The organism is Streptomyces sp. NBC_00461, from assembly GCF_036013935.1.
Taxonomy (GTDB): Bacteria; Actinomycetota; Actinomycetes; order Streptomycetales; family Streptomycetaceae; genus Streptomyces.
The window spans coordinates 7634053-7647397 of the sequence record NZ_CP107902.1; the positions used below are offsets into that span (position 1 = coordinate 7634053).

General features: G+C 71.5%; 9 protein-coding genes. All 9 read right to left on the reverse strand.

Annotation, left to right across the window (positions count from 1 at the left end):
- Positions 1-79: 79 nt before the first annotated feature.
- The 9 genes from OG870_RS35485 to OG870_RS35525 all read right to left on the reverse strand — a co-directional run bounded on the left by OG870_RS35485 (position 80) and on the right by OG870_RS35525 (position 13325).
- Positions 80-652, reverse strand: a complete 573-nt coding sequence (locus tag OG870_RS35485; RefSeq protein WP_266590852.1) for a GNAT family N-acetyltransferase — start codon at positions 650-652, stop codon at positions 80-82.
- Between the two features lie 129 nt (positions 653-781).
- A complete protein-coding gene (locus tag OG870_RS35490; protein ID WP_266590854.1) occupies positions 782-2059 on the reverse strand; it encodes a hypothetical protein in 1278 nt (425 codons plus the stop codon).
- Between the two features lie 195 nt (positions 2060-2254).
- A complete protein-coding gene (locus tag OG870_RS35495; RefSeq protein WP_266590856.1) occupies positions 2255-3544 on the reverse strand; it encodes a GAF domain-containing protein in 1290 nt (429 codons plus the stop codon).
- Positions 3545-3952: 408 nt separating this feature from the next.
- Positions 3953-5584, reverse strand: a complete 1632-nt coding sequence (locus OG870_RS35500) for an acyl-CoA dehydrogenase family protein (RefSeq protein WP_266590858.1) — start codon at positions 5582-5584, stop codon at positions 3953-3955.
- 93 nt (positions 5585-5677) lie between these two features.
- Positions 5678-6652, reverse strand: coding sequence for a 2,3-diaminopropionate biosynthesis protein SbnA (gene sbnA, locus OG870_RS35505; RefSeq protein ID WP_266523242.1), 975 nt, complete (start codon positions 6650-6652; stop codon positions 5678-5680).
- 30 nt (positions 6653-6682) lie between these two features.
- Positions 6683-7741 carry a 2,3-diaminopropionate biosynthesis protein SbnB gene (gene sbnB, locus OG870_RS35510; protein WP_266590863.1) on the reverse strand — a complete coding sequence of 353 codons (1059 nt, stop codon included), beginning with the start codon at positions 7739-7741 and terminating at the stop codon, positions 6683-6685.
- Positions 7738-8745: a TauD/TfdA family dioxygenase gene (locus OG870_RS35515; RefSeq protein ID WP_266590865.1), complete on the reverse strand. Its 1008-nt coding sequence runs from the start codon at positions 8743-8745 to the stop codon at positions 7738-7740. The genes sbnB and OG870_RS35515 overlap by 4 nt, the downstream gene beginning before the upstream one ends.
- 14 nt (positions 8746-8759) lie before the next feature.
- Complete coding sequence (locus OG870_RS35520; RefSeq protein WP_266590867.1) at positions 8760-10853, reverse strand: non-ribosomal peptide synthetase; 2094 nt, start codon at positions 10851-10853, stop codon at positions 8760-8762.
- A gap of 33 nt (positions 10854-10886) precedes the next feature.
- Positions 10887-13325 carry a Pls/PosA family non-ribosomal peptide synthetase gene (locus OG870_RS35525; protein ID WP_266592554.1) on the reverse strand — a complete coding sequence of 813 codons (2439 nt, stop codon included), beginning with the start codon at positions 13323-13325 and terminating at the stop codon, positions 10887-10889.
- Positions 13326-13345 lie beyond the last annotated feature (20 nt).

The window sequence follows — 13345 nt, forward strand, 5'->3', positions numbered from 1 at the left end:
ATGCGGACACCCTGGTCTCGAAGAGTGAGACGAGCGTGTCGTCGATCACATCCGCTGCGAACGGTCTTGTCGGTGCAGGTCAGGCGCGGTATGCCCCGGGCCACGGGCCGGGCGCGGCCACCTGCGGCTGCTCCTCGACCTTGGTGTCGAACAGCTTGAACCCCCGGCGCAGATAGTTGTCCATGGCGTGCTCCCCGTCCAGACTGCACGTGTGCAGCCAGACCCGCTTGGTCTGCCCCAGCTCCGGCCGGCGCTCGGCGAGGTCCCAGGCGCGGGCGGCGCCGTACGACAGCAGATGCCCGCCGATTCCCCGGCCCCGGAAGGCCGGGATCAGCCCGAAGTAGACGATCTCCACGGCCCCGTCGTCCTGCGGCTCCAGCTCCACGTATCCCGCGGGCGTGCCCTGCTCGTAGGCGACCCACGTCTCCACCCCGGGCCGGTCCAGATGCTCCCGCCACCGCGCGTACGTCCAGCCCAGCCGGTCGATCCAGCGGAGGTCGCCGCCCACGGACGCGTACAGGAATCGGCTGAACTCAGGGGAGGGGACCTCGGAGCGGGCGACCCGTACGTCTCCTTCCGGCGCGGCGGCCGGAAGCAGGTCGGTCGGGGCGGTCTGCTCCAGGGACCAGGTGGTCACGGGGGTGTTCGTCATGCCGTCAGGGAATCATCCGTCCCCGAGGTCTGTCGATTGCGATCTGTCCCACAGTTCCTGAGGCGTGACCCTCGGCCCCTGGGGTCTGACCCCCGGTCCCGGGCCTGTCGACTGTCCCAGGAACCTCGCCTATCCCAGGGACCTGTCGATCGAGCTCAGCGGCAGCTCGTACAGCATCCGCCCCGACTGGGACCAGACCTCGCCGGTCTCCTCCGAGTAGGACAGGGATCCGGCCTGTCCGGTCCAGCAGTGGTTCGACTCGTCCGAGCGGCACTCGGTGGCCTTCGCGTCGCGCGCGTTCTGCCGCCAGAGCGTGCCGTGGCCGTCCGGGGTGTCGGCCGCGCGGGCCAGGTACCACTGCGAGCGGTACGACAGGACGCCGGAGACCTGGGCCGTCTTCGTCTCGTACGCCTCGGTGGCGACCGCGCGGCCCGTGAAATCGGTGGCCAGCAGGCCGGCCCGGGCCGGGTCGCTGCTGAACGCGTAGCGCCACAGACGCGTGTGCCGTCCGCCGTCCGAGGACACACGCTCGCTCGCGACCAGGCTGTCGGGCGCGGTGCTGCGGTCCAGGGAGATCGCCGCCGGACGCGCGCTCCCGCCTGCGAGCCGGTACGAGCCGACGGCCGGCAGGACGTACTTCGAGCCGTACGCCGCCCAGCCGCCCCGCACCTTGCCGACTTGGCCGCTGTCGACGGTGGCCCGCTGGATGCGGTGCATGTCGTACACGTACAGGCCGTCGGCGGCGGTGACCAGCAGCTTGCCCTGGTACCAGACCATGCCGGAGACGGTGGAGGCCAGGCCGCGGTAGTCGCGGCCGCCGTCGACCGGGACGACGAGTGACGCCCAGGTGTAGGTGAGGCGGCCCGGGTCGCTCGCGTCGACGACGGCGACCCGGGCGAGACCGGGCTCGGCCGGCCGCCCGGTGCGGTGCGTCCAGCCGGAGAGGATCACCCGGTGCTCGCCCCAGAGGCCGTCGTCGTCCGCGTCCCCGGACGTGGTGACCGCGCCGGCCCGCCAGCCGCGGGTGTCGGCGGTGTCCCAGCAGTACGCGCGCGTGGCCGCCGGTGCGACGGGCAGCGCCGCACGCTCGGTGGACGGGCAGTCGGCGCCGGTGCGCAGGGAGTGGTCGGCATCGGCGAGGAGGGTGCTCACGCCGACGGGCCGGCCCATCGAGGAGGCGAGCCGGTCGAGCGTCCTCTGCGGCACCGCACGTTCCTGGAGGCGCAGCCCCGCGGCAGCCCGGTCGGACGAGGCGAGCGTCTTCAGACCCCCCGGCTTGTCACCGACCGTGGCCTGCGAGGCGCTGATCATGGTGGCGGCGGCGGTGAGTGCGAGGGCGGTGCCGGCCAGGAAGGCGCGCAGCGCACGGCCCCGCTTCTGCCTGCGGTGTCGGCCACGTTGCTTCATACGTCCTCCCGAGGCGGGCCAACTGCGGTTATTGGTCCGTGTGTTGACCAAAGGAGCAGGTGGGGTGGCCCGTAGAGGGATGCTACGGCAGTATGACGCGGCCCGGGACGAAGACCCTGCAAATATGCGGAAGATGCGGCCGCGGCGTCACTCGATGCCATATTCCGGACACGCACCGATGCGTACGGGAGGCGCTCAGGGCAGTTCGACGGGTTCCCGTACGTTGATCACCGTAGGTGCCGTCGACTGCGGCAGCAGATCGCACGGGTCGGCCGGCAGTAGCAGCTCCACCTCCGCGTCCTCGGCGAAGCGGTACGGCCGGTGCTCCAGCAACCCCCCGAGGTAGCGGCGCACTCGGGACATCTCGGCGCGCACCGTCACCCTGTGGGCCGGGTCGCCGAACACCTCCTCGGCCAGGCCCGCCGCACTGCGCCCACCGCGGTGCAGGGCGAGGAGACAGAGCAACTCGGCGTGCCGGGGGCTCAGTTCGTGGCTCCAGGAGCCCGCGCACCCGGACACCGTCACCGACCAGCGGCGCGGCTGCGTCAGATCCAGCACCACGCGGGTGGCACTGCGCGGAACCGGCTCGTCGGAGGCCCGGATCAGCCAGCCCTCGGCCAGTGGATCCACCGAGCACAGACCGAGCGGGGGCAGCCACCGGCGGCCCGCCGAAAGGGACTTGGGCAGGGTGATCCGGTTCGTGTACAGGATCCCGGTGACCGCCGCGGTCCAGCCGTCCCGGTCCACCGCCAGGGCCCGGCCGCCCACCCGGGCCAGCACCGGTGCGGCCACCGCGCGCAGCCGCTCCAGCGAGCCCAGGTGCAGCTCGCGCAGCCGGGCCTCGGCGAGCTTGGCCACCGAGTCGACCCAGGCCAGCGTGGCCGGGTGCATCGTCTCCAGCGGCCCGCTCACGTCCACGACACCGATCAGCCGGCCGTCACGCGGGTCGGTGATGGGGGCGCCGGTACAGGTCCAGGAGGTCTGTGAGCGCACGAAGTGCTCGGAGGCGAAGACCTGCACGGGCCGGCGGACGACGGCCGGGGTGCCGATGCCGTTGGTGCCGACGACGTCCTCCCGCCAGTCCGCGCCGAGTTCGAAGCCGAGCCCGTCCGCCTTGCGGAGAACGGCTGTGCTGCCCTCGCGCCAGAGCACCCGGGCGTCCTCGTCCGTGACCACCATGATGTGGTGGGCGACGTCCGCGACCGACAGCAGCCCCTCCCGCAGCACCGGCAGGACGTGCCGCAGCGCTGTGGTCTCCCGGCGCCGGCGCACCTCGTCGGCTGAGAGCAGACCGGACCGCCGGTCACGGTCGGGGTCGATACCGCTGCGCAGCATGCGGCCCCAGGACTGCTCGATCACCGGGCGCGGCGCCACGGGCGTGCGCTGCCCGGAGAGCCTGGCGGCACGGACCTCGCTGAGCACCCGCGCCGCGCGCGCCGAGTCGCCCACGACGAGCTGCCTCACGTCCGTCGGCGGGTGCGCCACTGGTCCTCCCGGGGAAGAGCTCGGGAACCGGTTTCCTGTCGCCTCGCGGCCACGGGGTTCGGAGTCGTCCGTACTGTCCGTCTCATACTGCCGTTCGTTGCTGACGGACGGGCACACTCCAGCCACAGACAGCAGCAAGTTGCAACCCCTTGCAACCCTGGTGAACGGTCCCAGGTTGTTTGAATATTGAGCAACGCCGTCCCGAGCGGCGTTCGCGGCCTCGAACGGGCCAGTGCGGCGGGGGTGGTGCCGTGTCGGCGCAGCACCACCCCCGCGGCTTACCTCCGGTGGTTTGGCTGGGTTCGCGGCGGGGGGTAGGGGTGACGTGTGTCGGCGGCTGCGGGTGGTTTGTGGCTTGTCGCGCAGTTCCTCGCGCCCCTGGTGGTGCGGGCGCAGTTCCCCGCGTCTCTAGGTTGGGCGGGCTCGGGCCACGATTGTGGTGTGGGTGAGGGTGGAGGGGAGTGTGCCGAAGGTTGTGCCGGTGTCTCCGGCCAGGCGGGAGGCGCAGAAGGCGTCGGCGACCTCCGGGGGTGCGAACCGGACGAGCAGCGATCCCTGGAGCACCAGTGCCAGTCGCTCCGTCAGCCGCCTGGCCCTCCCCTCGATGCCTTCCAGATCGGCCAGCTCCGTCAGCAGGTTCTTGATCGCGCCGTCCAGCCGGTGGTCGGCGCCGCGCGCCCTGCCGACCTCCTGGAGGTAGGCATGGAGGGCCTCCGGCTCCCGCCGCAGCACGCGCAGCACGTCGAGCGCCTGGACGTTCCCGGCGCCCTCCCAGATCGAGTTCAGCGGCGCCTCGCGCACCAGCCGGGGCAGCCCCGATTCCTCCACGTACCCGTTTCCGCCCAGGCACTCCGCGGCCTCGACCGTCACCGCGGCGCACCGCTTGGTCACCCAGTACTTGGCGGCCGGCACCGCGATCCGCAGCAGCGCCCGCTCCTGCTCGCCGCCGTCGTCGTAGGCGGCGGCGAGCCGCAGCGCGAGAGTGGTCGCCGCCTCGGACTCCACTGCCAGGTCGGCCAGGACATTGCGCATCAGCGGCTTCTCGACCAGCTTCGCGCCGAACGCCTCCCGGTGGGTGCAGTGGTGCACGGCCTGCGCGACCGCCTGCCGCATGAGGCCCGCGGAGCCCAGCACACAGTCCAGCCGGGTCGCCGCCACCATGTCGATGATGGTCCGCACCCCGCGGCCCTCCTCGCCGACCCGGCGCGCCCAGGTCCCGTCGAACTCGACCTCGGCGGAGGCGTTGGAGCGGTTGCCCAGCTTGTCCTTGAGCCGCTGCAGCCGGAAGTCGTTGCGGGCACCGTCCTCCAGAACGCGCGGCACGAGGAAACAGGTGAGCCCGTCCGGAGCCTGCGCGAGCACCAGGAACCCGTCGGACATCGGTGCCGAGCAGAACCACTTGTGCCCGGTGAGTTCGTACGTCCCGTCCTGGGCGAGCGGCCGGGCGGCCGTCGTGTTGGCGCGTACGTCGCTGCCGCCCTGCTTCTCCGTCATGCCCATCCCGAACAGGGCCCCGGCCTTGAGGTGGGCGGGCCGCAGGTCGCGGTCGTAGACCGTGGACGTCAGCCGCGGCTCCCACTCGGCGGCCAGCTCCGGGTCCGTGCGGAGCGCGGGGACGGCCGCGTGGGTCATCGACAGGGGGCAGAGGTTTCCGGCGTCGACCTGGGTCCACAGCAGGAAGGCGGCGGCTCTGCGGACATGGCCGCCGGGCCGGCCCCAGGCCGCGGTCAGCCCGGCCGCTACACCCTTGCCGAGCAGCCGGTGCCAGGCGGGATGGAACTCGACCTCGTCGACACGGTGGCCGTAGCGGTCGTGCGTACGCAGCCGGGGCGGGTTCTCGTTGGCCTGGGCCCCCCACTCCTGCACCTGGGCCGACCCGCAGGCCCGGCCGAGCGCGGTCAGATCGCCGTGTACCTCGTCGTGCAGCGCAGGGGCGAGGTGCCGTTCCACGGCGGAGGTCAGGACGTGGTCGGAGGTGAAGACGTCGTAGCCGACCAGAGGTGGGGGTTGGTTGGTCACGGTGTGGGTGCTTCGCGCCATGTCGCGAACGTACCCCGGGGCGGGGCACCGGTCACACCTTGGACACGGCACACCGGCAGGGACGGTCCAGGGGGCCGAGCCCCCTGGCGGGTGTCAGGCCAGGCGAGCCACCGCGGCCGGCGCCACCTCCGCCTCGATCGCGTCGGCCGGCCAGCCCTCGCGGTAGACGGTGTCCAGGTAGCGCTCGCCGAGGTCCGGGGCGATGGCCACCGAGGTGAGGCCCTGCCGGCCGTGTTCGGCCAGCCACTGCCCGGCTCCGCTGATCACCGTCCCCGTCGAGCCGCCGAACATGAATCCCCGGGCGGCCAGCCGGCGGCAGGCGAGGATGGCGTCGGTCTCCTCGACGCGGACCAGGTGGTCCACGTACGACTCGTCCAGGAACGACGGAGGCACGCTCATGCCGAGCCCCGGGATCATCCGGCGTCCCGGCGGCATGCCGAAGCTCACCGAGCCGACCGTGTCGATGGCAACGATGCGCACCCGGCGCCGCCACTGCCAGAACCAGCGGGCGCAGCCCATCAGGGTCCCGGTCGTGCCGGCGCCGACGAACAGGACGTCCAGGTTCGGGAAGCGGCGGGCGATCTCCGGGGCGGTGGTCCGGAAGTGTGCCCTCCAGTTGCCCTGGTTCTGGTACTGGTTGAGCCACACGTATCTGTCGTCCGACGCGCACAGCGCGTTCACGTACGCCATCCGCGCACCGAGGAAGCCGCCGCGCGGGTCCGGTTCCTCGATGACGTGGACCTGGGTGCCCAGCGACTCCATCAGGCGGATCGTCGGCTGGTTGCAGCGCGCGTCGGTCACGCACAGGAACCGGTAGCCGCGGCTCGCCGCGATCACGCTCAGAGCCACGCCCAGGTTCCCGGACGAGGACTCGACCAGGACCGAGCCCGGACGCAGCAGACCCTCGCGCTCGGCCGCGTTGACCATCTCGGTCGCCGCCTTGAGCTTGATCGAGCCGGCGAAGTTGAAGCCCTCGCACTTCAGGTACAGAGGTAGCCCCAGTGCGGCCCGAAGGTCGACGTAGAGCTCCTGCTCGTTGAACTGGACTGGATCGGAAATGACGGGCATGATGCCCCCTCCTCATGCGCCACGGGCCGGTCAGCCGTGCCGGCGCAGCTCGTGGAAGAACCCGTCGACGACGTGCAGCCCGCCCCTGCGGGCCACTTCGTCGTGGACGAACTTGCCGACCGCGAGGTCGAGCACCCCCAGTCCGAACGGCGAGAACACCACCGTCCGGTCACCCGGAACGGTCGCCCGCCCGGTCAGTACGTCGTTCAGTGTGCCGTCGAGGAACTCCCGGCTCCCCGTGAGCTGTTCGGCCAGGTGCGGCGAGGTCTCCGCCTTCAGGCAGTGCTCGACGTCGTCGACGTAGTTGGCCGACGCGAGCAGGATCCTCGGGTCCAGGTCGCGCAGCGACACATGCAGCACGAGCGGGTGGTGCGCGAACCACGACGGGTCGTGGACGTGCGGTGCGGAGGCGACCGTGGCGAACACCAGCAGGTCGCTTGAGCGGATCAGGGACTCGATGTCGCCGTGCGGCGTGACGTGTCCCTTGGCGCCCGAGCGTTCCAGGTAGCCGCGGAACCCGGCCGCGCTGTCGGGCGACAGGTCGTACACCCCCGTCTCATCGAACTCCCAGCCCGTGGCGGCGAGATGGGTGTGGATGTAGCGGGCGATCAGGCCGGTGCCGATGAAGCCGACCCGCGCCGGGCGCCCGCGGGTCCGGCTCAGCCGGTCGGCGGCCAGCGCCGCCGAGGACGCCGTGCGCGTGGCGCTGATGACCGAACTCTCCAGGCACGCGAACGGATAGCCCGTGTCGGGGTCGTTGAGGATCAGGACCGCCGATGCTCGCGGAAGTCCGGACCTGGTGTTCTCCGGGAAACTGGAGATCCACTTCAGTCCGTCCACCCGCAGCGCCCCGCCGAGCGAGGCGGGCAGCGCGATGATCCTCGACGACGGACGGTCCGGGAAGCGCAGGAAGTACGACGGCGGGTTCACCGAGTCGCCCGCCCCGTGCAGCCGGTACACGGCCTCCACGAGTTCGGCGATCTCCGGCTCCCGGCCGTGCAGCACCTGCTGCACCTGCTCGCCGGAGATCACGGCGAACGGCGGTGCGCCCAGGGCGCCTTGGGCGGCGGCATTGTCGGTGGTCGTCATGCGGTCCTCACTTCGATGGTCGGCGCGCAGTCCGTCAGCCGCACCGGGTCGCCGAGCGCGGCCAGCACCTCGCGTGGCCCGTCGAAGGGCTCCCTGCTGTGCGAGGTGCGGAGGTTGTCGACGAGCAGCAGGTCACCCGAGTGCCACGGCTCGCGCAGGGTGTGGGCCTCGTAGACCTCGTTGATGGCCCGCACGACGTCCTCGTCGAGCGGATCGCCGCCCCCGAAGCGGGTGTTGAAGGGCAGCCCGTCGGACCCGTAGACGTCCACGAGGTACTCGCGCACCTCCGGATCCATCGTCCACTCGTTGAGGAAGGCGATCTGGTTGAACCAGCAGCGCCGGCCGCTTTCCGGGTGGCGCAGGACGGCGCTGCGGTGCTGACGGGTGCGCAGCGAGCCGTCGTCCTGCCAGGCGAACTCGATGGCGTTCGCCCGGCAGTAGCGCTCCACGGCGGTCCGGTCGTCGGTGCCGAAGGCCTCGGCGACCGATGCCCCGATCTCGTCGTTGTACGTCCGGGTCAGCAGCCAGCCCTCCCGCTCGAACCGCTCGACCAGCTCCGCGGGCAGCGCGTCGAGGACCGTCGGCCCGTCGGCGACCGCGGTTGCGCCGCCCGCCTCCGGTGCCACCAGGCAGGCGAAGAGCAACAGGCCCGGGAACCGAAGGGCGTAGCTCAGCTCGTGGTGCATGCACATCTGCTGGTTGTTCGGCCACTTGGAGGAGGAGTACACGCCCTCGGCGTAGGAGCGGCGGGGTGCGAAGGGCTCCCGGTCGGCCATCAGTCGGCCGCCCGCGAGGTTGTGGAACACCGCCTCCGTGGCGGTGGGCTCGGCGAGTCCCAGTCCACGGACCAGGAGGCTGCCGTGCTCGGCGACCGCGGCACGCAGCTCGCCTCGGTGCTCGGCGACCCAACTCGCCGGGTCACCTTCGGACGTGGCCTGCAGCAGCGGCGGGCGGCCCGGAGACTGTTCGATGTCGGGCAGGAAGGTCGGGGACGCGTGCGTCATTGCACAGGTTCCTTTCAGTGGCGCTGGTCGAGCAGCCCCGCCAGGTCGGCGAGAACAGGGTGGCGGGTGACGTCCTTGAGGGTGATCGCCCGGTTCAGGGCGATCGCGAGCTTCACGGCGGACAGCGAGGTGCCGCCGCGGTCGAAGAAGTGGTCCAGGCGGCCGATCCGGCCGGCCGGGACGCCGAGCACCTCGGCCCAGGCGGCGGCCATCCGCCGCTCGGCGGGCGTGTCCGGCGCACCGGAGCCGTCGCAGCCGAGCTCCTGGGCGAGCACGGTCAGCGTCTTGCGGTCGGTCTTGCCGTTGGCGGTCAGCGGCAGCCGCTCCCGCCAGTGCACGAGCGCGGGAACCATGTACGGCGGCAGCGAGGCGGCCAGCTTGTTGCGCACCTCGTCGGCGCCCACCGGCTCGGCGCCGGTGCAGAAGGCCACCAGCTGCGCACCCCGTACGACGACCACGGCGCCGTCCCGCACGCCGGGCACCCGCAGCAGCGCGTTCTCGATCTCGCCGATCTCCACGCGGAAGCCGCGGATCTTCACTTGGCTGTCCCGGCGGCCGAGGAACTCCAGCTTCCCGTCGGGCAGCCAGCGCCCGTGGTCACCGCTGCGGTACAGCCGCTCGCCGGGCCGGTGCGGGTCGGCGACGAAGGCCGCCGCCGTGCGCTCGGGGTCGTTGATGTACCCCCGTCCGACACACACCCCGGAGAAGACGATCTCGCCGGGCGCTCCCAGGGGTACGGGCGTCAGGGCCTCGTCGACGACGTACACCCGCACATTCGCGATCGGCGGCCCGAGCGGCACCCGCTCCCGGTCCGGCACCCGCACCATGACCTCGTGGTTGGTGTCGTCCGACGTCTCCGTCAGGCCGTAGGCGTTGACCAGCCGGATGCCGGGCATGGCGTCGAACCAGCGCTGCACCAGCTCCTTCCTGACCGCCTCCCCGGTGACCGACACACAGCGCAGGTCGGGCAGTTCGCGCGGACGCTGCTCCAACTCGGCGAGCACGGCCTCCAGATACGACGGCACGATCTGCAGCACGTTCACCCGGCCGCGCACGATCGTGTCCACGAACCACGGGACGTCCAGGATCGTCTCCTGCCCGACCAGCAGCGTCCGCCCGCCGACGAGCAGCGCGGAGACCAGCTGCCACAGGGAGATGTCGAAGCACTGCGGAGCGGTCTGCGCGACCGTCCGCCCGGCGCCGATGCCCAGGTCGCCGATCTTGGCGAGGACGTGGTTGACGAAGCCGGCGTGCTCGCACATCGCGCCCTTGGGCTCGCCGGTGGAGCCGGAGGTGAAGTAGATGTAGGCGAGTTGGTCCGCGGTGACGGGCACGCCGAGGTCGTCGTCGGAGTGGTCCTCGGCGTAGGCGGCGTCCACGAACAGGGTGCGGGCGCTGTCGTCGAGGTGTCCGGCGCTGCCGTGCTCGGTGAGGACGAGGCCGCAGCCGGCGCGGGCGAGGGTGGTCGCGATGCGGTCGGCGGGGAAGTGCGGCTCGACGGGCAGATACACGCCGCCCCCCTTGAGGACGGCGAGCACGGACGCCAGCCAGTCCAGGTTCCGCTCCATGACCACCGCGACCACGTCCTCGCGTCGCAGCCCGCGGGCGAGCAGCGCCCGGCCGATGCGGTTGGCGCGGGAGTTGAGCTCCCGGTACGTCCACTGCCGGTCGTCCTGGACGGCGGCCACCGCGTCCGGGTGGAGGCTCACCCGCTGCTCGAACAGCTCGTGCACCCGCCGGTCCGGCAGTTCCCGCTCGGGGCCCGCCAACTCGTCCAGCTGGAACCGGAGTTCCTCCTCGGACAGCAGGCTCGGCCGCTCGGGGTCGGCGAGCGCGGCGAGGTGGTAGCCGGCGACGCGGGCGGCGGCAGCGGCGTCGAGGACGTCGGTGCGGTAGCGCAGCCGCAGCGTGCGGCCCGTGAGGGCGACGTGCAGGGCGCCGTCGTCGGGACCCTCGGTCACCTCGTGTTCCCCGGACAGCGCGGCGAGCACCCTGAGATGTGCGGCCGCCAGCGCGGACGGCGTGCCCGACAGGCCCTCCGGCAGCGGGACTTCGTACTCCGCGACGCCCGGTTGCGGGTCGAGAGTCCATCGCGGGATTGTTTCCATCGTTCGTTCCCCCTGATTTCCTGTCTGTTCGTGTCATCCGTGCCGCGGCGCGACCGCCGGGTTCCCGCCCCAGTGGGAACTCGGTGGCATCTCCTCGCCCTTCATCAGGAAGGAGTCGGGTGCGAGGACGGCGCCGTCGCCCATCGACACGCCGTAGTGCACGAGTGCTCCGGTGCCGAGCGTGCAGCCGGCGCCGATCGTGATGTGGTCGGACTTGAAGGTGCCGTCCTCCTGCGAGTGGGCCTGCACCTTGGTGTGTGCGGCGAGCGTGCAGTCGTCGCCGATCGAGGCCAGCGTGCGGTCGGTGATGTAGCAGCCGTCGTCGAAGACCCGGCGGCCCATCCGGACTCCCAGGAGCCGCCAGACGAAGCTCTTGAACGGCGTCCCGTTGAACACCACGAGGTGGTTGTCCGGCACCTTCCACAGGCGCTCCACCCACCAGAAGTGCGGGTCGTAGATCGAGACCAGCCGTGGCCGCAGCGGCCGGAAGCGGGTGATCAGCCGCTCCACCAGCACGTAGTAGCCGGTGCTGAACGCGAGGCCCACGACCAGGGACGCGCCGATCAGCAGACCGCCTACGGTGCCGTGGGCGCCGTACAGGTCGAAGGCGGCGAAGCCGATCACGCTGAGCGCGAACCAGTGCAGCCAGCGCACGAACAGGAACAGGCCCATCGAGCGCAGGTTGTAGCGGTTCTTCGCGGCCAGACGCCGGTGCAGTTCGTCGCCCTCGCGAAGGTGGTCGAAGCGGCTGTCGCGCTCCACCGAGCGCGGTATCTCGAAGGCGGGCGAGCCCAGCAGGCCCACTCCCTCGCGGATTTCGCCGTCCAGCGGGACCATCACCTTCGTCGCCAGCAGGCAGTTGTCGCCGGTGCGGCCGCCGCTGGGGTAGGCGATGTTGTTGCCGAGGAAGTTGTGCGGGCCGATCGTCGCGCGCGAGACGCGGAAGGACGTACCGGAGAAGTCGGCGTTCACGATCGACAGCCCGTCGGCGACCATCGTGCCGCTGCCCACGGTGACCAGGTACGGCGTCTCGTGCTGGACCTCCGTGCCGAAGTTGGAGCCGGTCTGCTCGACGTGCGAGAGGTCGTAGCCGATGGACTTCAGGTAGTGGACGATGTACGAGCTGTCGCCGCACAGCCACTTGAAGAACTTGATGTTGGTCATGCGGGCGATCGCGCGCTGCACCGAGTAGTGGAAGCCGTGCAGCGGGTAGACCCGGTCCGGGCGCAGCAGCGGGCTCAGCAGGCGCGGCAGCAGGGACACGGCGGCGAAGCCGAGGATCACGAAGCCGACGTAGGCGGCCAGCGAGAAGCCCAGTGCCTCGCCGTAGAACGCGGCCGAGCCCAGGTCCCGGGAGGTCGGGTCGAGCAGGACGTCGAGGGCGGGAACCACCGTCAGCAGCAGGTAGGTTCCGCCGACCGTGACGGGGACGTAGACGACCAGCATCTGCAGCAGCCCGCCGAGACCGTACAGGGCCCGGCGCAGGGTGGAGGTGCGGGCCGGGGGCACGCGGACGTAGTCGACGTCCGTGCGCTGGGCGGGGGAGCCGTGCCAGCGCTCGCCCGCCGGGACCGACGCGCCGCCGTAGAGGGCGGAGGAGTGGCCGAGCTGGGCGCCGTCACCCATCGTCGTACCGATGTCGACGACGGACTTCTCACCGACGTACACGTCCCGGCCGAGCGTCACACGGCCGGTCCGGATGCGGCCTGCCTGCGCCTGGTAGCACAGGACGAAGGAGTCCTTGCGGATCACCGTGCCCGCCCCGACCGTCAGCAGGTCCGGGCAGGCCGGCACCGAGTGGGACAGGATCGTGACGCCCTTGCCGATCCGTGCGCCGAGAGCCCGCAGATACAGCACGTACAGCGGGCTGCCGGTGAACAGGACCAGCGGGCTGGCGTGCAGCAGCGCCTTGACGGTCCAGAAGCGGACGTAGGCGAGGCTCCAGACCGGGAACTCGGTCTCCTTCCACCGGCCGACCAGCAGCCACTTGGCGACGACCGGGAGAACGCAGGCGCCCGCGAACACCGCGGCGCCGAAGACCAGCGACCGCAGATAGATGTCGACGACTCCGTCCACGGCGGAGAGCCACTCGTAGCCCCGGCCCATGACGATCCCGGCGAGCACGCAGTAGACGGCGAAGACCAGGAACTGGAGCGTGCCGCACAGGAGATAGCGCGGGGTGCTGCCGGGCGGGGCGGGCGGTTCGACCCGCACCGGCGCGGGGGCCTGGGCCGGGGCCGTGTCGAGGGCCGCCGCCAGGCTGCGGATCGTCGGGTTGCCGTAGACGTCCTTCATCGACACCGACGGCAGGTCCGAGCGCTTCCTGACCCGGGCGCAGAAGTGCGCCATGACCAGGGAGTTGGCGCCGAGATCGTCGAAGAAGTGGCTGTCGACGGGTATGTGTTCCTTGCATACGACACCGGCCAGCACCTCGGCGAGGACATTTTCGGTGACGGTGTCGATTTTTCCCACCACGGCCACTCCTTACGGTT

What these genes read in the sequence shown, in the direction of transcription:
- sbnB (WP_266590863.1), bottom strand. Translation starts at nt 7,741, where the DNA reads ATGACGACCACCGACAATGCCGCCGCCCAAGGCGCCCTGGGCGCACCG.
- sbnA (WP_266523242.1), bottom strand. Translation starts at nt 6,652, where the DNA reads ATGCCCGTCATTTCCGATCCAGTCCAGTTCAACGAGCAGGAGCTCTAC.
- OG870_RS35490 (WP_266590854.1), bottom strand. Translation starts at nt 2,059, where the DNA reads ATGAAGCAACGTGGCCGACACCGCAGGCAGAAGCGGGGCCGTGCGCTG.
- OG870_RS35515 (WP_266590865.1), bottom strand. Translation starts at nt 8,745, where the DNA reads ATGACGCACGCGTCCCCGACCTTCCTGCCCGACATCGAACAGTCTCCG.
- OG870_RS35485 (WP_266590852.1), bottom strand. Translation starts at nt 652, where the DNA reads ATGACGAACACCCCCGTGACCACCTGGTCCCTGGAGCAGACCGCCCCG.
- OG870_RS35500 (WP_266590858.1), bottom strand. Translation starts at nt 5,584, where the DNA reads ATGGCGCGAAGCACCCACACCGTGACCAACCAACCCCCACCTCTGGTC.
- OG870_RS35520 (WP_266590867.1), bottom strand. Translation starts at nt 10,853, where the DNA reads ATGGAAACAATCCCGCGATGGACTCTCGACCCGCAACCGGGCGTCGCG.